Genomic DNA, 24106 nt, shown 5'->3' with positions numbered 1-24106 from the left:
TGTGCGGTGTCCCTGCTAGCCGCCGAACTCCTCCAGGCCCTTCAGCGCCTGGTCCAGCAGTGCCTGGCGGCCCTCCAGCTCACGGGCCAGCTTGTCGGCCCGGGCGTTGTTGCCCGCGGCGCGTGCCGTGTCGATCTGCGTACGCAGCTTGTCCACGGCAGCCTGCAGCTGACCGGTCAGACCCTCGGCGCGCGCACGCGCCTCCGGGTTCGTCCGGCGCCACTCGGACTCCTCGGCCTCCTGGAGCGCCCGCTCCACCGCCTGCATCCGCCCCTCGATCTTCGGGCGGGCGTCACGCGGCACATGGCCGATGGCCTCCCAGCGCTCGTTGATGGCACGGAACGCGGCCCTGGCCGCCTTCAGGTCCTTCACCGGCACCAGCTTCTCGGCCTCGACCGCGAGCTCCTCCTTCAGCTTGAGGTTCTCGCCCTGCTCGGCGTCCCGCTCGGCGAATACCTCGCTGCGGGCGGCGAAGAAGACGTCCTGCGCACCGCGGAAGCGGTTCCACAGATCGTCCTCCGCCTCCCGCTGGGCGCGGCCCGCCGCCTTCCACTCCGTCATCAGATCGCGGTAGCGCGCGGCCGTCGTCCCCCAGTCGGTGGAACCGGACAGCGCCTCGGCCTCGACGACCAGCTTCTCCTTGGCCTTGCGGGCCTCCTCGCGCTGGGCGTCCAGCGAGGCGAAGTGCGCCTTGCGGCGCTTGGAGAAGGCCGAGCGCGCGTGCGAGAAGCGGTGCCACAGCTCGTCATCCGACTTGCGGTCGAGCCGCGGCAGGCCCTTCCACGTGTCGACGAGCGCCCGCAGCCGCTCGCCCGCGGAGCGCCACTGCTCGCTCTGCGCCAGCTCCTCGGCCTCGACAACCAGCGCCTCCTTGGCGTGCTTCGCCTCGTCGGTCTGCTTCGCCTTCTGGACCTTGCGCTCCTCGCGGCGGGACTCGACCGTCGCGACCAGCGCGTCAAGGCGCTTCCGCAACGCGTCGAGGTCACCGACCGCGTGATGCTCGTCGACCTGCTGACGTAGATGCTCGATGGCGGTCGTTGCGTCCTTCGCCGACAGGTCGGTGGTCTTCACCCGCCGTTCGAGGAGGCCGATCTCGACCACGATGCCCTCGTACTTGCGCTCGAAGTAGGCCAGAGCCTCCTCGGGTGAGCCGGCCTGCCACGATCCGACGACCTGCTCGCCATCGGCTGTACGCACGTACACGGTGCCCGTCTCGTCGACGCGGCCCCACGGGTCGCTGCTCACAGCGCCTCCTCCACCTGATGCCTGTGAGAGGGTTCGCCCCCCTGGCATCGTCCACAGTTTCCTGGGGCGGGCTGCGCGCCCGCCCTGCACAACGCCAATCTAGGCGACCGGCCGCCCGGCTGTCCGCACTCAGCGCGGCCGAATTCTTCGGCCCGCACCCCGACGGCCGGACCGGGCTCGCCGGGCCGGCCGCCCCGGTCGGCTCAGGCCTTGTCGACGGCCGCCTTCGAGATGGTGACGGCCTTCTTCGGGGCACCGTCGGCCGCGCCACCGGTGACACCGGCGGTCCCGACCGCCTTCACGGCCTTCAGTGAGGCGGCGTCCATCGTGCCGAACGGCGTGTAGCTCGGCGGCAGTTTGCTGTCCTTGTAGACCAGGAAGAACTGGCTGCCGCCGGTGTGCGCCTGACCGGTGTTGGCCATCGCCACCGTGCCCGCCGGGTACGTCACCGTGCCGTCCTTGCCCGCCTTGCCCAGCGCGGTCAGGTTCTCGTCCGGGATGGTGTAGCCCGGGCCGCCCGTGCCGTCGCCCTTGGGGTCACCGCACTGCAGGACGAAAATGCCCTGCGTGGTGAGCCGGTGACACTTTGTACCGTCGAAGAAGCCCTTGTCCGCGAGCGACTTGAACGAGTTCGTCGTGTGCGGGGTTTTCGCCGCGTCCATCGTGAACGCGATGTCGCCCTGGCTCGTCTTGAGCGACATCGTGTACTTCGACTTCTTGTCGATCTTCATCGCGGGCTCGGGCGCACTGCTCTTGCTCGCCGAGGGCGAGGGCGAGGGGGACGGGCTGGTGCTCGACGCCGTGTCGTTCTTGTCCTTGTCGTCGCCGCCGAGGGAGACGAACGCGGTGACTCCGACGACCGCCACCACGGCCAGCGCGGACGCGATGACGACGGTGAGTCGCCTGGTCCTGCGGCGGGCCTCCTCCCGGCGCTGCTGCTGCCGCTCGAACTTCTCCCTGGCGAGCTGCCGCCGCCGCTGATCGCTGCTGACCACCGGGTGATCTCCTTGTACGTCGTGTGATCGGGCCTGGGTTGCCCCGTACCGTATATGGGTTAGCTGTGGAATGAGGAGCGCCGGTAGGCTCTGAACTGCCGCGACCTTCTCAGCCGCAGTCGGCCGCACCCCTCCGTCGGACGACCATTAAGGACGATCGTGCTCATTGCCGGGTTCCCCGCCGGGGCCTGGGGGACCAATTGCTATGTGGTCGCCCCCGCCGCCGGTGAGGAGTGCGTGATCATCGACCCCGGCCACCAGGCCACCCAGGGAGTCGAGGATGCGCTGAAGAAGCATCGGCTGAAGCCCGTCGCCGTAGTGCTCACCCACGGGCACATCGACCATGTCGCCTCGGTCGTCCCGGTGTGCGGCGCGCACGATGTCCCCGCCTGGATCCACCCCGAGGACCGGTACATGATGAGCGACCCGGAGAAGGCCCTCGGCCGCTCCATCGGGATGCCGCTCATGGGCGAGCTGACGGTGGGGGAGCCGGACGACGTCAAGGAGCTGACCGACGGTGCCCAGCTGTTGCTGGCCGGTCTGGAGTTCGGTGTCGCGCATGCGCCCGGTCATACCAAGGGGTCGGTGACGTTCAGGATGCCCGAGGCCGCGGATGTTCCGCAGGTCCTCTTCTCGGGCGACCTGCTCTTCGCCGGCTCCGTCGGACGCACCGACCTGCCCGGCGGCGACCACGCCGAGCTGCTCGAGTCGCTGGCCCGTGTGTGCCTGCCGCTCGACGACTCGACCGTGGTGCTGTCCGGCCACGGCCCCCAGACGACCATCGGCCGCGAGCGCGCCTCGAACCCGTATCTGCACGGGCTGGCCGCGCCCCGACGAGGAATGTGACGAGAGTTAGAACCGTGAGCACCTTCAAGGCCCCCAAGGGCACGTACGACCTGACCCCGCCCGACTCCGCGAAGTACCTCGCGGTGCGCGAGGCGCTCTCCGCACCGCTGAAGAACTCCGGCTACGGCTACATCGAGACGCCCGGCTTCGAGGACGTCGCGCTCTTCTCGCGCGGAGTCGGTGAGTCCACCGACATCGTGAGCAAGGAGATGTACACCCTCACCACGAAGGGCGGCTCCGAGCTGGCGCTGCGCCCCGAGGGCACCGCGTCGGTGCTGCGTGCCGCGCTGGAGGCCAACCTCCACAAGCTCGGCAACCTGCCGGTCAAGCTCTGGTACTCCGGCTCGTACTACCGCTACGAGCGTCCGCAGAAGGGTCGCTACCGGCACTTCTCGCAGGTCGGTGCCGAGGCGATCGGTGCCGAGGACCCGGCACTGGACGCCGAGCTGATCATCCTGGCCGACCAGGCGTACCGCACGCTGGGCCTGCGGAATTTCCGGATCCTGCTGAACTCGCTGGGCGACAAGGAGTGCCGTCCCGTCTACCGGGACGCGCTCCAGGAGTTCCTGCGCGAGCTCGACCTGGACGACGACACCCGCCGCCGCATCGACCTCAACCCGCTGCGGGTCCTCGACGACAAGCGCCCCGAGGTGCAGAAGCAGCTCGTCGGCGCACCGGTCCTGCGTGACTACCTGTGCGACGCGTGCAAGGCGTACCACGAGGAGGTCCGCGATCTGCTGACCGCGGCGGGTGTGGTGTACGAGGACGACGAGAAGCTCGTCCGCGGCCTCGACTACTACACCCGCACCACCTTCGAGTTCGTCCACGACGGACTGGGCTCGCAGTCCGCGGTCGGCGGCGGCGGCCGCTACGACGGCCTGTCCGAGATGATCGGCGGCCCGGCGCTCCCGTCGGTCGGCTGGGCGCTCGGCGTGGACCGTACGGTGCTCGCACTGGAGGCCGAGGGCGTCGAGCTCGAACTGCCCTCGTCCACCAGCGTCTTCGCGGTGCCGCTCGGCGAGGAGGCCCGCCGGGTGCTGTTCGCCAAGGTGACGGAGTTGCGCCGAGTGGGCGTCGCCGCCGACTTCGCGTTCGGCGGCCGCGGTCTCAAGGGCGCGATGAAGAGCGCCAACCGGTCCGGCGCCCGCTTCACCGTCGTCGCGGGCGAGCGTGATCTCGCCGAGGGCGTGGTCCAACTGAAGGACATGGAGTCGGGCGAGCAGCAGGCGGTCGCGCTCGACGCGCTGGTCGCCGAGGTCCAGCAGAAGCTGGCCTGATCCACCGGCTCCGACTGTGCCCGCCCCGTTCGCCGGGCGGGCACAGTGCGTCACCGCCCCCGTGCCGTCAACTCCGCGGGAGCCGGTTCATCCTGGCGGACGAGACCGAACCGGGAAGACGGCGGTGTGCGGGGGAAGCCGGGGCGGGGCGCCGTCGTGGCCGCCCGCCGTCCGTAATGCCTGGGCAGCCCCCGTACAGCCCCCGCCGGTTCGGTCATGGTCAGGAGTTGCTCGCGAATGCCGCGCGTTCCCTGCCGCCCGCGTGTGCGTCTCTCGGTACACCTTTATGTCCATCGAACGGATGGCAGACGAGGTGGTGCGGCACAATGACCATGCCCAGCATGGCCACTCACTGATGGAACGGCGATATGACGACTGCAGCGGTTGACCATCCCTCCTCGGAGCAGGACGAGGACGGCCGGAAGAGGACCATCGGCGGCAGTCGCGCGTTCGCACTGCTGCTGGTGATCACCGGTGCCGCCGCTCTCCTCGCCTCCTGGGTCATCACGATCGACAAGTTCAAGCTGCTCGAGGACCCCAGCTTCACACCGGGCTGCAGCCTCAACCCCGTGGTCTCGTGCGGCAACATCATGAAGAGCGAGCAGGCGTCCGCCTTCGGGTTCCCGAACCCGATGCTGGGACTCGTCACCTACTCCGTCGTCATCGGCATCGGCCTGGCCCTGCTCGCCGGGGCCCGCTTCCGCAGCTGGTACTGGCTCGGCCTCAACGCGGGCACACTGTTCGGCGTCGGCTTCTGCACCTGGCTGCAGTACCAGTCGCTGTACAACATCAACTCGCTCTGCCTGTGGTGCTGCCTGGCCTGGGTCGCCACGATCTTCATGTTCTGCTACGTCACCACGCACAACATCAAGCACCGGATCGTGCCCGCGCCGAACTGGCTGCGCAACGGACTGACGGAGTTCCACTGGGTGCCGCCGGTCCTCTGGGTCGGCATCATCGGCATGCTGATCCTGACCCGCTGGTGGGACTTCTGGACCAGCTGACCGTCCGCGTCGGGAGCGGGCACCGGCCCGGCCGGGCTGTCAGTGCCGTGACATAGGCTTCAAAACGTGGAGCCCGACCTCTTTACCGCAGCCGCCGAAGACCGCCAGGAGAAGGACCCGTCCAGCAGCCCCCTCGCTGTCCGGATGCGCCCTCGTAGCCTTGACGAGGTCGTCGGCCAGCAGCATCTGCTGAAGCCGGGCTCGCCGCTGCGCCGCCTCGTCGGCGAAGGGAGCGGCGGGCCTGCCGGCCCGTCGTCGGTGATCCTCTGGGGCCCGCCCGGCATCGGCAAGACGACCCTGGCGTACGTGGTCAGCAAGGCCACCAACAAGCGCTTCGTCGAGCTCTCCGCGATCACCGCGGGGGTCAAGGAAGTACGGGCCGTCATCGAGGGCGCCCGCCGCGCCACCGGTGGCTACGGCAAGGAGACCGTCCTCTTCCTCGACGAGATCCACCGCTTCTCCAAGGCCCAGCAGGACTCACTGCTGCCGGCCGTGGAGAACCGCTGGGTGACGCTCATCGCCGCGACGACCGAGAACCCGTACTTCTCGATCATCTCGCCGCTCCTGTCGCGCTCGCTGCTCCTGACCCTCGAATCGCTCACCGACGACGATCTGCGCGCCCTGATGCGCCGCGCCCTGACCGCCGAGCGCGGCCTCGGCGGCGCGGTCACACTGCCCGAGGACGCCGAGGCCCATCTGCTGCGCATCGCGGGCGGTGACGCGCGCCGCGCGCTGACGGCTCTGGAGGCGGCGGCCGGTGCGGCCCTCGCCATGCAGGAGAAGGAGGTCACCCTCCAGACGGTCGAGGCGACCGTCGACCGGGCAGCCGTGAAGTACGACCGGGACGGCGACCAGCACTACGACGTGGCGAGCGCGCTGATCAAGTCGATCCGAGGCTCCGACGTGGACGCGGCGCTGCACTATCTGGCCCGGATGATCGAGGCGGGGGAGGACCCGCGGTTCATCGCCCGGCGGCTGATGATCTCCGCCAGCGAGGACATCGGCCTCGCCGACCCGACGGCGCTGCCCATAGCGGTCGCCGCCGCCCAGGCCGTCGCCATGATCGGCTTCCCGGAGGCGGCGCTCACCCTCAGCCATGCCACGATCGCGCTGGCGCTCGCCCCCAAGTCCAATGCGGCGACGCTGGCGATCTCCGCCGCCCAGGCGGATGTGCGCAACGGCCTGGCAGGCCCGGTCCCGGCTCATCTGCGCGACGGCCACTACAAGGGGGCCGCCAAGCTGGGCCATGCCCAGGGCTACGTCTATCCGCACGATGTCCCCGGCGGGATCGCAGCCCAGCAGTACGCCCCGGACGCGGTCGGCGACAAGCGCTACTACCGGCCCACGCGGTACGGCGCCGAGGCGCGGTATGCGGATGTGGTGGACCGGGTCCGCGACCGGCTGGGCCGCGGTGGCTCCGACGACGCCACGGACACGTAAAGCTGCTCCTCCGGACGGCTGGGCACCCGTTCAGCGTGCGGCCGCTTCGAACAGTGTGTGCATCGCGTGGCGCAGTTCGGTGACGTCGCGCACCGGCTCGGGGAATTCGAAGCGTGCGTCGAAGCACCGCCCGTCGGCCTCGCAGAAGCGCACCCGCAGGCCGTGCCGGTCGAGCGCGACCGGCACGACCGAGGGCCGGTGGGCCGCGCAGCTGTCGTCCGCCCGCTCGCCCAGCAGCCCGCACAGCAGCGCCACCTGTTCGCCGTGCGCCGCGTGCAGATGCTGCAGCAGCTCCGCCTCGTGGGCGATGAGCGGGTCGGCGGCGGCATCCCGGAATTCCTCCGGCTCGACGTCCTGGGCGCCCCACAGATCGTCGACGCACGCCTCACCGGTCTCCAGCCGCAGCATCATCCGTCCGGGCCCGGACATTCCCGGTACGGAGGTGAGCCATCCGGAGATCCACCCGCGGCCACGGATGCGGTGCGGTACGGAGACCGGTGCGACGTCCGTGATCTCCAGCACTGCGGTCAGCTCGTCGTCCTGAGCGCGCGTGGCAGCCCGTACGGCCGGGGAATCGGCGGGGAATTCGAGGAACAGATCGCCCTCGGGTCCTACGCTGCGATCCAGCGGCACCAGCTGGTCGAAACCGGCCGTGGTCAGCCCGGGGATGAGCAGTACCGCCGAACAGGTACTCTGTACGAGAGTTCGTGTGCGCTCGGCTGCTGACGGCATCCGAGTGTTTTCAAGCCCGCTGGGACGCGGCTGACCACGATCTGATCGGTCCTCCGTCGTATCGACGCCCTCGATGGCGTCGACGCTGTCAGTGCTGTCCGTGACGTGTGTGGTGTTCCCAGGGCGAGACATGCGATCTCCTTGAGTAAGGTGAGCCTAACCTAACCCACAACGGAGGTCTGGAGAACGTGCCTAATCAGTCGCGTCCCAAGGTCAAGAAGTCTCGTGCGCTCGGCATCGCCCTGACGCCGAAGGCCGTCAAGTACTTCGAGGCCCGCCCCTACCCGCCGGGCGAGCACGGCCGTGGCCGCAAGCAGAACTCGGACTACAAGGTCCGTCTGCTCGAGAAGCAGCGTCTGCGCGCCCAGTACGACATCAGCGAGCGCCAGATGGCGCGCGCCTACGACCGCGCCAAGAAGGCCGAGGGCAAGACGGGCGAGGCGCTCGTCGTCGAGCTCGAGCGCCGTCTCGACGCGCTGGTCCTGCGTTCGGGCATCGCCCGCACGATCTACCAGGCCCGCCAGATGGTCGTCCACGGCCACATCGAGGTCGACGGCCGCAAGGTCGACAAGCCGTCCTTCCGCGTCCGTCCCGACAACATCGTGATGGTCCGCGAGCGCAGCCGCGACAAGCACCCCTTCCAGGTGGCCCGCGAGGGTGGTTACGCCCTCGACGGCGAGACCCCGCGCTACCTGCAGGTGAACCTGAAGGCCCTGGCCTTCCGCCTGGACCGGGACCCGAACCGCAAGGAGATCCCGGTGATCTGCGACGAGCAGCTCGTCGTCGAGTACTACGCCCGCTGATCCAGGCGTAGCCGCTCTCACCAGCGCTCAGGCCCGCCCCTCCCCGAAGTCGGGGAGGCGGCGGGCTTCCGCGTTCTGCCGTCCGGGGCCGGTACGGGACCACGCCGCTGTCCCTTCACGCCCGGACGGTCCACGGGCCGGCACGCCAGCGCCCGTGCCACCGCCGCGTCCGGATCCAGCTGCGCACCCGCCCGCCGACCCGATTCGTACCGCGCGTCGCCCAGCTCCCGCCGCGCCAGCCGCTCGCACTCCGCCCGCGGCCTCCCGTAGTACGCCGAACCGAACAGCGGCAGCCCCACCGACGGCCAGAACCGCTCGGCGGCCCCCTGCAGCACCGCCGCCTCCGCCGCATCCCCCTCGACCGCCGTGACCAGTGCCAGCAGTTCCATGGCGAGGACGGACCCGAGCAGGTCATGGAAGGCGTGGCCGATCGCCAGGGACTCCCGGAGCAGCTCCCGGGCGCACTCCGGCCGCCCCTGCTGCAGCTGCGCGTAGGCCAGCACATAGAGCGCGTACGAGAGTGCCCACCGCTCCCCGTGGTCCTCGCAGACCTCCTTGACCTCCTGGCAGATCTCCGCCGCGGCCTCCAGGTCCCCGCGGAACCCGACCGCCATCGCCAGTTCGATCTGGGCCATCAGCACATTGCTGTTCATCTCGCCGAGGTCCCGGTAGCGCACCAGCGCGTCCTGCAGCAGCTCCTCCGCGCGGGCCATGTCGTCCGTGACGAGGGCCAGGCAGCCCGTGCGGTGCACCGCGTAGGCCTGGGCCGTCGCGTCACCGGTCCGGTCCGCCTCGTCCCGGCACTCGTGCAACGCGGAGATCGCCCCGGCCGCGTCCCCCTGCAGCACGGCCACGTACCCGAGCACCCACAGCGCCTTGAGCCGGGAGGGTTCGTACGGCGTCTCCTCCTCCAGTACGTGGTTCAGCCAGTGCCGCCCCTCCGAGAGGCGCCCGCAGCCGACCCAGAGGAACCAGAGCGTGCCCGCCAGGTACTGCGCGAGATGGGCCTCGTCCGGGCACTCCAGCGAACACTCCATCGCCCGGCGCAGATTGGGCAGCTCGCTCTCGGCCCGGGCCGCGACCTCGCCCTGCCGTGGGCCGAACCAGTCGAGCTCGCACCAGGTGGCGAGCCCCAGGAACCAGTCCCGGTGGCGCCGTCGTAACCGGTCCGTGTCGCCGGTGGCGGCCAGCCACTCGGCACCGTACTCGCGCACGGTGTCCAGCATCCGGTAGCGGGTGCCCACCACCGAGTCCTCCCGCAGCACCACGGACTGCGCGAGCAGCCCCGTCAGCACATCGAGCACCGACTCGGCCGGCAGCTCGGGGCTGCCGCAGACGTACTCGACGGCCTCCAGATCGAACTGCCCAGCGAAGACCGACAGCCGCGCCCACAGCAGCCGTTGTTCCGGGGCACACAGTTCATGGCTCCAGCCGATGGCCGTACGGAGCGTCTGGTGGCGCGCCGGTGCGCTGCGGCTGGCACCGGTCAGCAGCCGGAAGCGGTCGTCCAGACGCTGCAGCACCTGTTCCGTGGACAGGGCGCGCAGCCGTCCGGCGGCCAGTTCCAGCGCGAGCGGGATCCCGTCCAGCCGACGGCACAGCTCCCGCGCCGATCCGTGGTTGTCCTCCGTCAGCCGGAACTCCGGGCGCACCGCCGTGGCCCGTTCCGCGAACAGCGTCATCGCGTCCTCGTCGGCCATCGGCGCGAGCGGATAGGTGACCTCGCCGTCCAGCTCCAGGGGCTGCCGTCCGGCGGCCAGCACCCGCAGCTGCGGGGCCCTGCGCAGCAGCGCGCAGACCAACTCGGCGCAGGCGTCGACAAGATGCTCGAAGCCGTCGATCACCAGCAGGAGCCGGCGTTCGGTGAGATGTTCGAGGAGCGTCGTGCGGGGCGGGCGGCTGGTGTGATCGGTGAGTCCCAGCGCGTCGATCACGGCATGTTCCAGCAGTCCGGAGTCGTGGACGGTGGACAGCTCCACCAGCCAGACCCCGTCGCAGTACCGTTTCTCCAGGAGAGCTGCGGCCCGGGTGGCACACCGGGTCTTCCCCACGCCACCTACCCCGACCACGGTGACCAGTCTCGATTCCGTCAGCAGACGGCTCAGGTCTGCCAGCTCCTCGTCACGTCCCACGAATCGGTTCAGTTCCGCCGGGAGATTGCCGCGGGCCGTGGTGCCGGGGCTCGGAGCGTCGGGGGAATCGTCGGGGGAGGGGCGCTGGGAGCGTCGCATGAAACACGCAGAGTACTGGCGTGGCAGCTCTCCGTACAATCTCCTTTGTGCAACTCCCGTTCCCCCCATCCCTAATGCGGTAGGGGGCGCGCCCCCCGGCGCGATAGGGTCGGGAGACGACGATTCGACAAGCCAGAGAGCGGTGCAACGTGTCCGGTGGAGAGGTGGCCGGGATCCTGGTGGCCGTCTTCTGGGCGATCCTGGTCTCGTTCCTCGCCGTCGTCCTGGTGAGGCTGGCCCAGACGCTCAGGGCAACCACCAAGCTCGTGGCGGAAGTGACCGAGCAGGCCGTTCCGCTGCTCGCCGACGCCTCCGCGACGGTGCGCTCCGCGCAGACCCAGCTCGACAAGGTCGACGCGATCGCGACGGACGTCCAGGAGGTCACCTCCAACGCCTCGGCGCTCTCCACCACCGTCGCATCCACCTTCGGCGGACCACTGGTCAAGGTGGCCGCGTTCGGTTACGGAGTGCGGCAGGCCCTCGGCCGCCGGACCTCTCCGGAAGCCGAGCCGGCCCGCCGGGCGGCGTCGCGTCGCACGGTGATCGTCGGCCGTACGGTGCCGTCCGCGAGGGCCAAGAAGCGCGGCGGCAGAAGCTCCCGCGGATCGAAGGACTGACGCAGCGATGTTCCGCCGTACGTTCTGGTTCACCGCCGGCGCAGCCGCCGGTGTCTGGGCCACCACCAAGGTCAATCGGAAGCTCAAGCAGCTGACCCCCGAGAGCCTCGCGGCGCGCGCCGCCGACAAGGCGATCGAGGGAGGTCACAAGCTCAAGGACTTCGCTCTCGACGTCCGCGACGGCATGGTCCGGCGCGAGGCCGAGCTGGGGGAGGCGCTGGGCCTGCAGGCACCGGTCGACCCCGAGCTCCCGGTACAGCGTCAGTTCGCGGTCGAAGCGGCCGAGCCCGCCCCGGCCGCAGACGCCAGCGCCCACCGCAAGCTCCCCTACAACTCGTACAACGACAACTCGTACAACCGGAATGAGGACCACTGATGGAGTCGGCTGAAATTCGTCGCCGCTGGCTGAGCTTCTTCGAGGAGCGCGGGCACACCGTCGTGCCTTCGGCGTCGCTCATCGCGGACGACCCGACTCTGCTGCTGGTCCCCGCGGGCATGGTCCCCTTCAAGCCGTACTTCCTCGGCGAGGTCAAGCCGCCCGCCCCGCGCGTCACCAGCGTGCAGAAGTGTGTGCGTACGCCCGACATCGAAGAGGTCGGCAAGACCACCCGGCACGGCACCTTCTTCCAGATGTGCGGCAACTTCTCGTTCGGCGACTACTTCAAGGAAGGCGCCATCAGCTACGCCTGGGAGGCTCTCACCACCTCCGTGGCGGAGGGCGGCTTCGGTCTCGACCCCGAGCGGCTGTGGATCACGGTCTACCTCGACGACGACGAGGCCGAGCAGATCTGGCGCGACAAGATCGGCGTCCCGGCCGAACGCATCCAGCGTCTGGGCAAGAAGGACAACTTCTGGTCCATGGGCGTCCCCGGTCCGTGCGGACCCTGCTCCGAGATCAACTACGACCGCGGCCCCGAGTTCGGCGTCGAGGGCGGCCCGGCCGTCAACGACGAGCGTTACGTGGAGATCTGGAACCTGGTCTTCATGCAGTACGAGCGGGGCGCCGGCGACGGCAAGGAGGACTTCCCGATCCTCGGTGACCTGCCGTCCAAGAACATCGACACCGGCCTCGGCCTCGAGCGCCTCGCGATGATCCTGCAGGACGTGCAGAACCTGTACGAGATCGACACCTCGATGGCCGTCATCGAGAAGGCCACCGAGCTGACCGGGGTGCGCTACGGCGAGAACCACACCTCCGACGTCTCGCTCCGCGTCGTCACCGACCACATGCGTACGTCCGTCATGCTCATCGGCGACGGTGTCACCCCCGGCAACGAGGGCCGCGGCTACGTCCTGCGCCGCATCATGCGCCGCGCCGTCCGCAACATGCGCCTCCTCGGCGCCACCGGCCCGGTTGTCGCCGAGCTCGTCGACACGGTCATCAAGTCGATGGGCCAGCAGTACCCGGAGCTGAGCACCGACCGCAAGCGCATCGAGACCGTCGCCCTCGCCGAAGAGGCCGCCTTCCTGAAGGCCCTCAAGGGCGGCACCAACATCCTCGACACCGCGGTCACCGAGACCAAGGCCGCCGGCGGCAAGGTCCTCGCCGGCGACAAGGCGTTCCTGCTCCACGACACCTGGGGCTTCCCGATCGACCTCACCCTGGAGATGGCCGCCGAACAGGGCCTCGCCGTGGACGAGGACGGCTTCCGCCGCCTGATGAAGGAGCAGCGGGACCGCGCGAAGGCCGACGCCAAGGCCAAGAAGACCGGCCATGCCGACCTGTCCGCCTACCGCGAGGTGGCCGACAAGTCGGGCTCCACCGAGTTCACCGGCTACACCTCCACCGAGGGCGAGTCGACGATCGTCGGCCTCCTCGTCAACGGGATCTCCTCGCCCGCCGCCACCGAGGGCGACGAGGTCGAGGTCGTCCTCGACCGCACGCCGTTCTACGCCGAGGGCGGTGGCCAGCTCGCCGACCAGGGCCGGATCCGGCTCGACAACGGCGCCGTCATCCAGGTGCGCGACGTCCAGCAGCCGGTCCCCGGCGTCTCCGTCCACAAGGGCACGGTTCAGGTCGGCGAGGTGACGGTCGGCGCCACCGCCTACGCCGCCATCGACACCACCCGCCGCCGCGCCATCGCCCGCGCCCACAGCGCCACGCACCTCACGCACCAGGCGCTGCGTGACGCCCTCGGCCCGACGGCCGCCCAGGCCGGTTCGGAGAACTCGCCGGGCCGCTTCCGCTTCGACTTCGGTTCGCCCGCGGCCGTTCCCGGCACGGTCCTCACCGACGTCGAGCAGAAGATCAACGAGGTCCTCTCCCGGGAGCTCGACGTCCAGGCCGAGGTCATGTCGATCGACGAGGCCAAGAAGCAGGGCGCCATCGCCGAGTTCGGCGAGAAGTACGGCGAGCGCGTCCGGGTCGTCACCATCGGCGACTTCTCCAAGGAGCTGTGCGGCGGTACGCACGTCCACAACACCGCCCAGCTGGGCCTGGTGAAGCTGCTCGGCGAGTCGTCCATCGGCTCCGGCGTGCGTCGTATCGAGGCCCTCGTCGGCGTCGACGCGTACAACTTCCTGGCCAAGGAGCACACGGTCGTCGCCCAGCTCCAGGAGCTGGTCAAGGGGCGCCCCGAGGAGCTTCCGGAGAAGGTCTCCGCCATGCTCGGCAAGCTGAAGGACGCCGAGAAGGAGATCGAGAAGTTCCGCGCGGAGAAGGTCCTCCAGGCCGCCGGCGGACTCGCCGACTCCGCCAAGGACGTACGCGGTGTCGCCCTGGTCACCGGACAGGTGCCGGACGGGACGTCCGCCGACGACCTGCGCAGGCTGGTCCTCGACGTCCGGGGCCGCATCCAGGGCGGCCGTCCGGCCGTCGTGGCGCTGTTCACCACGGCCAACGGCCGCCCGCTGACTGTCATCGCCACCAACGAGGCCGCCCGCGAACGCGGCCTCAAGGCCGGCGACCTGGTCCGTACGGCTGCCAAGACCCTCGGCGGCGGTGGCGGCGGCAAGCCGGACGTCGCCCAGGGCGGCGGCCAGAATCCCGCCGCGATCGGCGAGGCCATCGCCGCTGTCGAACGCCTCGTCGCCGAGACGGCGTGACGGCGGAGGTGACGCAGATGCGCCGTGGACGTCGCCTCGCGATCGACGTCGGAGATGCCCGGATCGGGGTCGCCTCGTGCGACCCCGACGGGATCCTCGCCACACCGGTGGAGACCGTGCCGGGACGCGACGTCCCGGCCGCCCACCGGCGGCTGGGGCAGATCGTCGAGGAGTACGAGCCCATCGAGATCATCATCGGTCTGCCCAGATCCCTGGGCGGCGGTGAAGGGCCCGCCGCGGCCAAGGTCCGGGTCTTCGCCCAGGAGGTCGCCCGCTCGGCCGCACCCATTCCGGTGCGATTGGTGGACGAGAGGATGACCACAGTGACGGCGAGCCAGGGGCTGCGCGCCTCGGGTGTGAAGTCCAAGAAGGGCCGGTCTGTCATCGACCAGGCTGCCGCTGTGGTGATCCTCCAGAACGCTCTGGAGTCGGAGCGGGCGTCAGGTAAAGCTCCGGGCGAGGGCGTCGAAGTGGTTGTCTGATCGCGATACGGTAACGTTCCGCGCGATGCGGCGGTGTTCGAACAAATACCGCACAGCAAAGAGGCGGAAGTTCGTCTCGCGGCTCTAGGGGATCGATGACTGAGTATGGCCGGGGCCCCGGCTCCGAACCGTGGCATCCCGAGGATCCCCTCTACGGGGACCAGGGATGGGATGGCCAGCAGGCTGCCCACGGCCAGAGCCAGTTCGGCGGCCCGCAGCAGTCCTATCCGCAGGACCCCTATCCCCAGCAGCAGCCGCAGCAGATGTACCCCCAGCATCAGCAGCACCAGCAGTACGGCTCGCCGCAGGACCCGTACGGGCAGGACCCGTATGCGCAGCAGCGGCAGCCGCAGCAGCAGCCGCACGACCCGTACGCCCAGGACCCGTATGCGCAGCCGCAGCAGCCGCAGCAGCCGCATGACCCGTACGCCCAGCAGGCTCAGCAGCACCAGCAGTACAACGGTGGCTGGGACACCGGTCAGCAGCCTGCGGCGATGCCGCCGTACGACGGCAATCCGCAGGACGCGTACGGGAACCGGCCGGGTGGCTACGGCGCATCGCACGACCCCTACGGCACTCCCGAGGCGTACCCGCCGCCGCAGCCCCCGGGCCGGCGCGAGGGGGCGCCCGGACAGGCTCCACCGCGTAACCCCGACTGGGACCCGGACGAGCCCGAGGAGGAGACGCACCCCTTCTTCACGGGCGTCGACGACGACCGCGATGTCCGGCGCCCCCGTGACGACGATGACGAGTACGACGACGACCCGAGTGAGTCGCGCAGGGGCGGCGACAGCGAACGCCGCGGCAAGGGCAAGAAGAAGAGCCGCAACGGCTGCGCCTGCCTCGTCGTCTCCCTGGTCCTCGCCGGCGGTCTCGGCGGCGCGGCCTACTTCGGCTACACGTACTGGCAGGAACAATTCGGCGCGGCACCCGACTACACGGGCACGGGCTCCGGCAGCGTCGAGGTGGAGATCCCGAAGCTCGCCCTCGGCAACGAGATCGGCAACATCCTCAAGGAGAAGGGCGTCGTCAAGAGCGTCGACGCCTTCGTTGCAGCGCAGACCGAGAACCCCAAGGGGAAATCGATCCAGGCGGGCGTCTACGTCCTCCACGGGCACATGTCCGCGGCCGAGGCCGTGAAGATGATGCTCGACCCGAAGAGCCAGAATCTGCTGGTGATCCCGGAGGGCACCCGGAACAGCAGAGTGTATGCCTTGATCGACAACCGGCTCGGCATCAAGACCGGCACAACCGGGGACGTGGCGGAAGCAAAGGCAGGGAGTCTCGGGCTGCCGTCCTGGGCAAAGGGGCACAAGAAGCTCAAGGACCCGCTGGAGGGCTTCCTCTACCCGGCGGCGTACTCGGTCACCAAGGGCATGAAGCCGGAGGCCGTCCTGAAGGAGATGGTCTCCCGGGCCAACGAGGAGTACGACAAGGTCGACCTCGAGGGAACGGCCAAGAAGTACAACCTGGACGGTCCGTGGCAGGTCATCACGGCGGCCAGTCTCGTTCAGGCCGAGGGTAAGACGCACGATGACTTCCGCAAGATGGCAGAAGTGATCTACAACCGTCTCAAGCCGAGCAACACGCAGACGAATCAGTTGCTGCAGTTCGACTCGTCCTACAATTACCTGAAGAATCAAAGCAAGATCAATATCACCGTGGCCGAGATCCGTAAGAATCAGGATCCGTACAACACGTACACCCAGCGTGGCCTCACCCCTGGGCCCATCGGTAACCCGGGCAATGAGGCGCTTGCTGCTGCCCTGCATCCGACGAAGGACGGCTGGGTCTACTTCGTGGCAACCGACGGGCAGCACAAGACCGAGTTCGCCAAGACGTACGACGAGTTCCTGAAGCTCAAGGAAAAGTTCGATGCCATTGACTGACGGGCGCCACCGGGCGGCCGTCCTCGGCTCGCCCATCGCCCACTCGCTCTCCCCGGTCCTTCACCGGGCCGCGTACACCGAACTCGGTCTCGCCCACTGGTCGTACGACCGTTTCGACGTGGACGAGGCGGGGCTCCCCGGCTTCATCGAGGGACTCGACGCCTCCTGGGCCGGGCTCTCGCTGACGATGCCGCTGAAGCGCGCGATCATCCCGCTGCTGGACTCGGTCAGCGGGACCGCGTCCTCCGTCGAGGCCGTCAACACCGTGGTCTTCACCGAGGACGGCCGTCGCGTCGGTGACAACACCGACATCCCCGGCATGATCGCCGCGCTGCGTGAGCGCGGCGTCGAGAAGACCGACTCGGCCGCCGTCCTCGGCGCCGGAGCCACCGCGTCCTCCGCGCTCGCCGCGCTGTCGGAGATCTGCACGGGTCCGGTCACGGCATACGTACGCAGCCGCGGGCGCGGCGACGAGATGCGCGGCTGGGGCGAGCGGCTCGGGGTCGACGTACGGATCGCCGACTGGGCGGACGCGGAGCAGGCGCTGCGCGCACCCCTGGTGATCGCCACCACGCCGGCCGGCACCACGGACGCGCTCACCGGTGCGGTGCCGGCGGCTCCCGGCACGCTGTTCGATGTGCTGTACGAGCCCTGGCCGACCGGACTTGCCGCAGCCTGGTCGGCCAGGGGCGGCGCAGTCGTCGGAGGTCTGGATCTTCTGGTGCACCAGGCTGTCCTCCAGGTCGAGCGGATGACGGGTTGCTCGCCCGCCCCTCTCGCGGCCATGCGGCAGGCCGGTGAAGCGGCACTCGCCGCCCGCTGACACCAGGCACCGAGGAAGCACCGATCCGTCCGTCAGCTGGACCGGCGGGCGGGCCGGGGGCCCGGGCGTGGGAGGATCAATGGTGGCGGGCCAGGGCCGCGCACCCGGTCGCGCCGTTGCAGTTTCAGGCGCGAGCATGAGGAGCACCGTTGAGCAGGTTGCGCTGGCTGACCGCAGGGGAGTCGCACGGCCCCGCACTGGTGGCGACGCTGGAGGGTCTTCCCGCCGGTGTCCCGATCACCACGGAGATGGTGGCGGACGCACTGGCCCGGCGGCGGCTCGGCTATGGCCGCGGCGCTCGCATGAAGTTCGAGAAGGACGAGGTCACCTTCCTCGGCGGGGTGCGCCACGGGCTCACCATGGGCTCCCCGGTCGCCGTGATGGTGGGCAACACCGAATGGCCCAAGTGGGAGCAGGTCATGTCGGCCGACCCGGTCGACCCCGACGAGCTGGCCGAGCTGGCCCGTAACGCCCCGCTGACCCGTCCCCGCCCCGGCCACGCCGACCTCGCGGGGATGCAGAAGTACGGCTTCGACGAGGCCCGGCCGATCCTGGAGCGCGCCAGCGCCCGGGAGACCGCGGCCCGGGTGGCGCTCGGCGCCGTCGCGCGGTCGTACCTCAAGGAGACCGCGGGCATCGAGATCGTCAGCCACGTCGTCGAACTGGCCGCGGCCAAGGCTCCCTACGGTGTCTACCCCACGCCCGCCGACGTCGAGAAGCTCGACGCCGACCCGGTGCGCTGCCTCGACGCCGCCGCGAGCAAGGAAATGGTCGCCGAGATCGACCAGGCCCACAAGGACGGCGACACCCTCGGCGGTGTGGTCGAGGTGCTCGCGTACGGCGTGCCGGTCGGCCTCGGCTCGCATGTGCACTGGGACCGGCGCCTCGACGCCCGCCTCGCCGCCGCCCTCATGGGTATTCAGGCCATCAAGGGTGTCGAGGTCGGCGACGGCTTCGACCTGGCCCGGGTCCCCGGCTCGAAGGCGCACGACGAGATCCTGGTCACCGAGGACGGCATCAAGCGCGCCACCGGTCGTTCCGGCGGCACCGAGGGCGGTCTGACCACCGGAGAGCTGCTGCGGGTACGCGCCGCGATGAAGCCCATCGCGACCGTGCCCCGCGCGCTGGCCACCGTCGATGTCGTCACCGGGGAGCCCGCCAAGGCGCACCACCAGCGCTCCGACGTCTGTGCCGTGCCGGCCGCCGGGATCGTCGCCGAGGCGATGGTCGCGCTGGTCCTGGCCGACGCCGTCGCGGAGAAGTTCGGCGGCGACAGCGTCCCCGAGACCCACCGCAACGTCCAGTCGTACCTCGACCACCTCCAGATCCGATGAGCGGCCCGCTGATCGTCCTCGTCGGCCCGATGGGCGTCGGCAAGTCCACGGTCGGTGAGCTCCTCGCCGACCGGCTCGGCACCACCTACCGGGACACCGACGCGGACGTCGTGGCCACGGCGGGCAAGCCGATCTCCGAGATCTTCTACGACGAGGGCGAGGAACACTTCCGCGAGCTGGAGCGAGAGGCGGTACGCGCCGCGGTCGCCGAACACACGGGCGTCCTCTCGCTCGGCGGCGGAGCCGTGCTGGACGAGACGACCCGCACCCTGCTCGCCGACCACGCGGTCGTCTACCTCTCGATGGACGTCGACGAGGCCGTCAAGCGGGTCGGGCTGAACACCGCGCGCCCGCTGCTCGCCGTCAACCCGCGCCGGCAGTGGCGTGAGCTGATGGACGCCCGCCGCCATCTCTACACCGAGGTGGCCAGGGCGACCGTCGCCACCGACGGGCGCACCCCCGAAGAGGTCGCCCAAGCGGTCCTCGACGCACTGGAACTGCCGGAGCGCGCGGGCGACCCCGCGGCGCCCGGCCGGGAGAACACACACATGACGGACCAGGGACCCACGCGCATCCAGATCGCCGGCAGTGCGGGCACCGACCCGTACGAGGTGCTGATCGGCCGGCAGCTGCTCGGCGAGCTGCCGTCGCTCATCGGCGACCGCGCCCAGCGGGTCGCGGTCCTGCACCCCGAGGCGCTCGCCGAGACCGGCGAGGCGGTCCGTCAGGACCTCGCCGACCAGGGGTACGAGGCCATCGCGATCCAGCTGCCGAACGCCGAGGAGGCCAAGACCGTCGAGGTCGCGGCGTACTGCTGGAAGGCGCTCGGCCAGACCGGCTTCACCCGCACCGATGTGATCGTCGGCGTCGGTGGCGGCGCCACCACGGATGTGGCCGGGTTCGTCGCGGCGACCTGGCTGCGCGGGGTGCGCTGGATCGCCGTACCGACGACGGTGCTCGCCATGGTCGACGCGGCCGTCGGCGGCAAGACGGGCATCAACACCGCCGAGGGCAAGAACCTCGTCGGCGCCTTCCACCCGCCGGCCGGGGTGCTCTGCGACCTCGCCTCCCTCGACTCGCTGCCCGTGCACGACTACGTCAGCGGCATGGCCGAGATCATCAAGGCCGGTTTCATCGCCGACCCCGCGATCCTCGACCTGATCGAGTCGGACCCGGAAGGTGCCCGTACGCCCGCCGGACCGCACACCGCCGAGCTGATCGAGCGCTCCATCCGGGTCAAGGCCGAGGTCGTCTCCAGCGACCTCAAGGAGTCCGGTCTGCGCGAGATCCTCAACTACGGCCACACCCTCGGCCACGCCATCGAGAAGAACGAGCGCTACAAGTGGCGCCACGGCGCGGCCGTCTCCATCGGGATGGTCTTCGCCGCGGAGCTCGGCCGGCTCGCCGGCCGCCTCGACGACGCCACCGCCGACCGGCACCGGGCGATCCTGGAGTCGGTCGGACTGCCGCTCACCTACCGCGGTGACCAGTGGCCCAAGCTGCTGGAGAACATGAAGGTCGACAAGAAGTCCCGCGGCGACCTGCTCCGCTTCGTCGTCCTCGACGGCCTGGGCAAGCCCACCGTCCTGGAGGGCCCCGACCCGGCCGTGCTGCTCGCCGCGTACGGGGAGGTGTCGGCGTGACCCGCAGGGTCTTCGTGCTCAACGGGCCGAACCTCGGCCGCCTCGGATCCCGCGAGCCCGATATCTATGGAGCGACGTCGTACGCCGGGCTCGTCGAGACCTGCCGGGCGCTGGGCAAGGAGCTCGGCTTCGACGTCGACGTCCGGGAGACCAACGACGAGGGCGAGCTGATCCGCTGGCTGCACGAGGCAGCGGACGGTTCAATTCCGGTCGTTCTCAACCCGGGAGCGTTCACCCACTACTCGTACGGAATGCGGGACGCGGCCGCGCAGCGCACCGCCCCGCTGATCGAGGTGCACATCTCGAACCCGTACGCACGGGAGGAATTCCGCCACAACTCCGTCGTCGCGCCGGTCGCCACGGGGACCGTGGCCGGATTCGGCATCGGCTCCTACCGGCTCGCGCTCCGCGCCCTCGCGGACGAACTGACGGACTGGCAGGGCGCGTAACGGACGGCCGACCGGCCGACGGGCACTCCGTCCCGTCCCCGACCGTTGCCTCTGTGGCGGCCGGGGACGGTACGGTTGCCGTTCCACCAGCGCCAGTTGCCTGTACGAGACGGAGTGGCACCGGATGCAGCACGCAGTGGGGGCCCCGCTGCCGCCGCCCCAAGGACCCGGAAACGGACCTGCCGGCTGGACGCACCAGGCCCAGCACCCCGGACACCCCGGTCCGCCGGGGCCGCCGCCACCGCCCGCACCCCAGGGCCAGGGGTGGACCGGGCCCGCCCCGCATCACGCCCCCGCGCCCGTCTCCCGGGAGACCACCGGGCACATTCAGCTGCCACCCGGCGGCCCCGTCCCGCTGCCCGCACCACCCGCCGAGCCCGGCACGGGCACGGCGACGCTCGCCGTCCTCCTGATCGGTCCGGCGGGTGCGGGCAAGACCACCGTGGCCAAGCTGTGGGCCAGCCGTCGCCGGGTCCCCACGGCGCACGTCAGCCTCGACGACGTCCGCGAATGGGTCTGCTCCGGCTTCGCCGACCCGCAGGCCGGGTGGAACGACCACTCGGAGGCCCAGTACCGACTGGCCCGCCGCACCTGCGGCTTCGCGGCCCGCAATTTCCTGGCCAACGGCATCTCCTGCATCCTCGACGACGCGGTCTTCCCCGACCGCCCGGTCGTGGGCCTCGGCGGCTGGAAGCGCCATGTGGGCCCGGGGCTGCTGCCCGTGGTGCTCCTCCCGGGCCTGGAGATCGTGCTGGAGCGCAACGCCGCCCGCAGCGGTAATCGCCGGCTGTCGGACGAGGAGGTCGCCCGGATCCACGGCAGGATGGCGGGCTGGTACGGCTCGGGACTGCCGATCATCGACAACTCGACCTACGACGTGGAGACCACGGCCCGCGTCCTCGACGACATACTCGCCCGCTCCCTAGCCAGCCCGCCCGCATGGTGACGGCCCGGCGGGTCCCGGTTCCGCACACCTGAGGGGGCCCCGGCCTGCTGCGGTCCCCGGTCGGATGCGCTGACCGGGCAGCCCGGCGCTCCCGCTCGTAGGCTCGTGGCATGTCAGAGGTGTACACCGTCCGCCGCGCGCTGCTGCGGGACCGGTGCGCCGCCGTCGGATCCGCGGCCGCTCTGGTCTCCCGCCCCGCCAACGTCCGCTACCTCGCGGGCGGGGCGCCCCCGGGTGCCGTGCTGCTGCTCGGCCCCGACGAGGACGTCCTGGTCTGCCCCCGAGCGCCGACCGGCGATCCCGTCCAGGGGCGCACCGACGACGAGCTGCGGGTGGCCCTGCTGCCCGCCACCGACGGCGACCCGGTGGTCGCAGCCGCCGATCTGGCCACCTCGTCCGGCGCGGAATCGCTCGCCGTGGAGGAACACGATCTGACGGTCGCCCGCCACCGGGCCATGCGCGCGGTCGCCCCGCGGCTCCGGCTGGCCGACCTCGGCGCCACGGTCGAGCAGCTGCGCATCGTCAAGGACGAGGAGGAGATCGCCTGCCTGCGGATCGCCGCCGAGATCACCGACCAGGCGCTCGGCGAACTCCTCGAATCGATCCTCGTCGGTCGCACCGAACGGCATCTCGCACTGGAACTGGAACGGCGGCTGGTGGACCACGGCGCCGACGGGCCGGCTTTCTCGACCTCCGTCGCCACCGGACCCAACTCGGGCCAGGGCCGTCACCGGCCCTCCGACCGGCGGGTCGAGGAGGGAGATTTCCTCTCCGTCTGCCTCGGCGCGAACTATCGTGGCTACCGGTGCGAGATCGGTCGTACATTTGTCATCGGGACCGCTCCGGCCGCCTGGCAGATCGACCTCTACGACCTGGTTTTCGCCGCTCAGCGGGCCGGGCGCGAGGCCCTGGTGCCCGGCGCCGCGTACCGCGATGTGGACCGCGCGGCCCGTCATCTCCTGAACTCCGCGGGCCACGGTGACGGCCTCGCACCCTCGACCGGGCACGGGGTGGGGCTCGAAATCGACGAGGACCCGCAGCTGGCACCGGCAGCCATGGGTAAACTGGACGCTTGTGTGCCGGTCACCGTCGAACCGGGGGTTCACCTCCCGGGCCGGGGCGGGGTCCGGATCGATGACACGCTCGTCGTGCGCCCCGAGGCGGACGGCGGACCCGAGCTACTCACCATTACGACCAAGGAGCTGCTCGCGCTCTAGCGCGCATCCTTGGTTGTCCACCAGCTTCAGTCCAGGAGATTCCGCAACCGTGGCTTCCACGAACGACCTCAAGAACGGCCTGGTGCTCAAGCTCGACGGAGGCCAGCTCTGGTCCGTCGTCGAGTTCCAGCACGTCAAGCCCGGCAAGGGCCCGGCTTTCGTGCGCACCAAGCTCAAGAACGTGCTGTCCGGCAAGGTCGTCGACAAGACGTTCAACGCCGGCGTGAAGGTCGAGACGGCCACCATTGACCGCCGCGACATGCAGTTCTCGTACATGGACGGCGAGTACTTCGTCTTCATGGACATGGACACGTACGACCAGCTCATGGTCGACCGCAAGGCTGTCGGCGACGCCGCCAACTTCCTGATCGAGGGCTTCACCGCCTCCGTCGCCCAGCACGAGGGCGAGGTGCTCTACGTCGAGCTGCCGGCCGCCGTCGAGCTGACCATCCAGCACACCGACCCGGGCGTCCAGGGCGACCGCTCCACCGGTGGCACCAAGCCCGCCACGCTGGAGACCGGTTACGAGATCGGCGTCCCGCTCTTCATCACCACGGGTGAGAAGATCAAGGTCGACACCCGCACGGGCGACTACCTCGGCCGGGTGAACAGCTAACCGTGGCTGCTCGGAACACGGCCCGCAAGCGAGCCTTCCAGATCCTCTTCGAGGCCGACCAGCGCGGTGAGTCCGTGCAGACGGTCCTCGCGGACTGGGTGCGGCACTCGCGGTCCGATACCCGTCAGCCGCCGGTCACCGAGTACACGATGGAGCTCGTCGAGGGGTACGCGCAGTACGCCGACCGGATCGACGACCTCATCATCACCTACGCCGTGGACTGGGAGATCGACCGCATGCCGGTCGTCGACCGGAACATCCTGCGGCTCGGTGCGTACGAGCTGATCTGGGTGGACGGGACGCCGGACGCGGTGGTGATCGATGAGGCGGTCCAGCTCGCCAAGGAGTTCTCCACCGATGACTCCCCGTCCTTCGTGAACGGGCTGCTGGCCCGCTTCAAGGACCTCAAGCCGAACCTTCGCCGGGAGTCGTAGCTTCCGGCGGCGTTCAGCCCACGAAGGGCCCACGGTCG

The 24106-nt window shown here is 70.1% G+C and carries 22 protein-coding genes; 18 read left to right on the top strand and 4 right to left on the bottom strand.

What is annotated here, in order from left to right:
- Window positions 1–15 precede the first annotated feature (15 nt).
- Window positions 16–1245, bottom strand: a complete 1230-nt coding sequence (locus ACWCP8_RS08500; protein WP_267006197.1) for a DUF349 domain-containing protein — start codon at window positions 1243–1245, stop codon at window positions 16–18.
- Window positions 1246–1448: 203 nt separating this feature from the next.
- Window positions 1449–2240 (bottom strand): peptidylprolyl isomerase, encoded by a 792-nt coding sequence (locus ACWCP8_RS08495; protein ID WP_451114975.1) that lies wholly within the window; start codon window positions 2238–2240, stop codon window positions 1449–1451.
- A 159-nt stretch (window positions 2241–2399) separates the two neighbouring features.
- Here ACWCP8_RS08495 and ACWCP8_RS08490 point away from each other — a divergent pair, with 159 nt between their 5' ends.
- The 4 genes from ACWCP8_RS08490 to ACWCP8_RS08475 all read left to right on the top strand — a co-directional run bounded on the left by ACWCP8_RS08490 (window position 2400) and on the right by ACWCP8_RS08475 (window position 6807).
- Entirely contained in the window at window positions 2400–3086 is a 687-nt protein-coding gene (locus ACWCP8_RS08490; protein ID WP_267006199.1) for an MBL fold metallo-hydrolase, read from the top strand.
- 14 nt (window positions 3087–3100) lie between these two features.
- Window positions 3101–4363, top strand: coding sequence for a histidine--tRNA ligase (gene hisS / locus ACWCP8_RS08485; RefSeq protein ID WP_352266167.1), 1263 nt, complete (start codon window positions 3101–3103; stop codon window positions 4361–4363).
- Between the two features lie 368 nt (window positions 4364–4731).
- A complete protein-coding gene (locus ACWCP8_RS08480; protein ID WP_352266168.1) occupies window positions 4732–5367 on the top strand; it encodes a vitamin K epoxide reductase family protein in 636 nt (211 codons plus the stop codon).
- Window positions 5368–5433: 66 nt separating this feature from the next.
- The gene (locus ACWCP8_RS08475) at window positions 5434–6807 is read left to right on the top strand and encodes a replication-associated recombination protein A (protein WP_382832418.1); all 1374 of its coding nucleotides are present in this window, start codon (window positions 5434–5436) and stop codon (window positions 6805–6807) included.
- Window positions 6808–6837: 30 nt separating this feature from the next.
- Here the strand turns inward: ACWCP8_RS08475 and ACWCP8_RS08470 are convergent, their stop codons facing one another.
- Entirely contained in the window at window positions 6838–7539 is a 702-nt protein-coding gene (locus ACWCP8_RS08470; protein ID WP_352266259.1) for a DUF2470 domain-containing protein, read from the bottom strand.
- A 188-nt stretch (window positions 7540–7727) separates the two neighbouring features.
- Here ACWCP8_RS08470 and rpsD point away from each other — a divergent pair, with 188 nt between their 5' ends.
- Window positions 7728–8342 carry a 30S ribosomal protein S4 gene (rpsD, locus tag ACWCP8_RS08465; protein WP_266987932.1) on the top strand — a complete coding sequence of 205 codons (615 nt, stop codon included), beginning with the start codon at window positions 7728–7730 and terminating at the stop codon, window positions 8340–8342.
- A 17-nt stretch (window positions 8343–8359) separates the two neighbouring features.
- Here rpsD and ACWCP8_RS08460 read toward each other — a convergent pair whose 3' ends face one another.
- Complete coding sequence (locus ACWCP8_RS08460) at window positions 8360–10573, bottom strand: ATP-binding protein (protein ID WP_352266170.1); 2214 nt, start codon at window positions 10571–10573, stop codon at window positions 8360–8362.
- A gap of 164 nt (window positions 10574–10737) precedes the next feature.
- On the opposite strand from ACWCP8_RS08460, the gene ACWCP8_RS08455 reads away from it, so the two are divergent.
- The 13 genes from ACWCP8_RS08455 to nusB all read left to right on the top strand — a co-directional run bounded on the left by ACWCP8_RS08455 (window position 10738) and on the right by nusB (window position 24068).
- Window positions 10738–11190, top strand: a complete 453-nt coding sequence (locus ACWCP8_RS08455) for a DUF948 domain-containing protein (RefSeq protein WP_352266260.1) — start codon at window positions 10738–10740, stop codon at window positions 11188–11190.
- 7 nt (window positions 11191–11197) lie between these two features.
- Window positions 11198–11566, top strand: a complete 369-nt coding sequence (locus ACWCP8_RS08450) for a DUF6167 family protein (protein ID WP_352266171.1) — start codon at window positions 11198–11200, stop codon at window positions 11564–11566.
- Entirely contained in the window at window positions 11566–14235 is a 2670-nt protein-coding gene (gene alaS, locus ACWCP8_RS08445) for an alanine--tRNA ligase (RefSeq protein ID WP_352266172.1), read from the top strand. Before ACWCP8_RS08450 ends, alaS begins: the two co-directional genes overlap by 1 nt.
- A 17-nt stretch (window positions 14236–14252) precedes the next feature.
- On the top strand, window positions 14253–14717 hold the full coding sequence (ruvX, locus tag ACWCP8_RS08440; RefSeq protein WP_451114970.1) for a Holliday junction resolvase RuvX: 465 nt from the start codon (window positions 14253–14255) through the stop codon (window positions 14715–14717).
- 95 nt (window positions 14718–14812) lie between these two features.
- The gene (gene mltG / locus ACWCP8_RS08435; protein WP_451114968.1) at window positions 14813–16606 is read left to right on the top strand and encodes an endolytic transglycosylase MltG; all 1794 of its coding nucleotides are present in this window, start codon (window positions 14813–14815) and stop codon (window positions 16604–16606) included.
- Window positions 16593–17429: a shikimate dehydrogenase gene (locus ACWCP8_RS08430; protein WP_451114966.1), complete on the top strand. Its 837-nt coding sequence runs from the start codon at window positions 16593–16595 to the stop codon at window positions 17427–17429. The genes mltG and ACWCP8_RS08430 overlap by 14 nt, the downstream gene beginning before the upstream one ends.
- A gap of 149 nt (window positions 17430–17578) precedes the next feature.
- Window positions 17579–18763: a chorismate synthase gene (aroC, locus tag ACWCP8_RS08425; protein ID WP_352266176.1), complete on the top strand. Its 1185-nt coding sequence runs from the start codon at window positions 17579–17581 to the stop codon at window positions 18761–18763.
- The gene (gene aroB, locus ACWCP8_RS08420) at window positions 18760–20406 is read left to right on the top strand and encodes a 3-dehydroquinate synthase (protein ID WP_352266177.1); all 1647 of its coding nucleotides are present in this window, start codon (window positions 18760–18762) and stop codon (window positions 20404–20406) included. Before aroC ends, aroB begins: the two co-directional genes overlap by 4 nt.
- Window positions 20403–20855 (top strand): type II 3-dehydroquinate dehydratase, encoded by a 453-nt coding sequence (aroQ, locus tag ACWCP8_RS08415; RefSeq protein ID WP_355995620.1) that lies wholly within the window; start codon window positions 20403–20405, stop codon window positions 20853–20855. Before aroB ends, aroQ begins: the two co-directional genes overlap by 4 nt.
- Window positions 20856–20979: 124 nt before the next feature.
- Complete coding sequence (locus tag ACWCP8_RS08410) at window positions 20980–21801, top strand: Pro-rich N-terminal domain-containing protein (protein WP_382832403.1); 822 nt, start codon at window positions 20980–20982, stop codon at window positions 21799–21801.
- A 110-nt stretch (window positions 21802–21911) separates the two neighbouring features.
- Complete coding sequence (locus ACWCP8_RS08405) at window positions 21912–23018, top strand: aminopeptidase P family protein (RefSeq protein ID WP_352266180.1); 1107 nt, start codon at window positions 21912–21914, stop codon at window positions 23016–23018.
- 49 nt (window positions 23019–23067) lie between these two features.
- Window positions 23068–23634, top strand: a complete 567-nt coding sequence (efp, locus tag ACWCP8_RS08400) for an elongation factor P (protein ID WP_030918902.1) — start codon at window positions 23068–23070, stop codon at window positions 23632–23634.
- Window positions 23635–23636: 2 nt separating this feature from the next.
- Window positions 23637–24068 carry a transcription antitermination factor NusB gene (gene nusB, locus ACWCP8_RS08395; RefSeq protein ID WP_267006214.1) on the top strand — a complete coding sequence of 144 codons (432 nt, stop codon included), beginning with the start codon at window positions 23637–23639 and terminating at the stop codon, window positions 24066–24068.
- Window positions 24069–24106: the final 38 nt, after the last annotated feature.

Source organism: Streptomyces sp. NPDC002206 (assembly GCF_053593595.1).
The sequence above is the reverse complement of the archived record's forward strand: the minus strand, read 5'-3'. Positions and strand labels throughout refer to the sequence as shown.

Coding starts and splice junctions, on each gene's coding strand:
- ACWCP8_RS08450 (WP_352266171.1), top strand. CDS start 11,198: ATGTTCCGCCGTACGTTCTGGTTCACCGCCGGCGCAGCCGCCGGTGTC.
- ACWCP8_RS08410 (WP_382832403.1), top strand. CDS start 20,980: ATGCAGCACGCAGTGGGGGCCCCGCTGCCGCCGCCCCAAGGACCCGGA.
- ACWCP8_RS08460 (WP_352266170.1), bottom strand. CDS start 10,573: ATGCGACGCTCCCAGCGCCCCTCCCCCGACGATTCCCCCGACGCTCCG.
- ACWCP8_RS08470 (WP_352266259.1), bottom strand. CDS start 7,539: ATGCCGTCAGCAGCCGAGCGCACACGAACTCTCGTACAGAGTACCTGT.
- mltG (WP_451114968.1), top strand. CDS start 14,813: ATGACTGAGTATGGCCGGGGCCCCGGCTCCGAACCGTGGCATCCCGAG.
- ACWCP8_RS08405 (WP_352266180.1), top strand. CDS start 21,912: ATGTCAGAGGTGTACACCGTCCGCCGCGCGCTGCTGCGGGACCGGTGC.
- ACWCP8_RS08430 (WP_451114966.1), top strand. CDS start 16,593: ATGCCATTGACTGACGGGCGCCACCGGGCGGCCGTCCTCGGCTCGCCC.
- alaS (WP_352266172.1), top strand. CDS start 11,566: ATGGAGTCGGCTGAAATTCGTCGCCGCTGGCTGAGCTTCTTCGAGGAG.
- ACWCP8_RS08480 (WP_352266168.1), top strand. CDS start 4,732: ATGACGACTGCAGCGGTTGACCATCCCTCCTCGGAGCAGGACGAGGAC.
- ruvX (WP_451114970.1), top strand. CDS start 14,253: ATGCGCCGTGGACGTCGCCTCGCGATCGACGTCGGAGATGCCCGGATC.
- aroB (WP_352266177.1), top strand. CDS start 18,760: ATGAGCGGCCCGCTGATCGTCCTCGTCGGCCCGATGGGCGTCGGCAAG.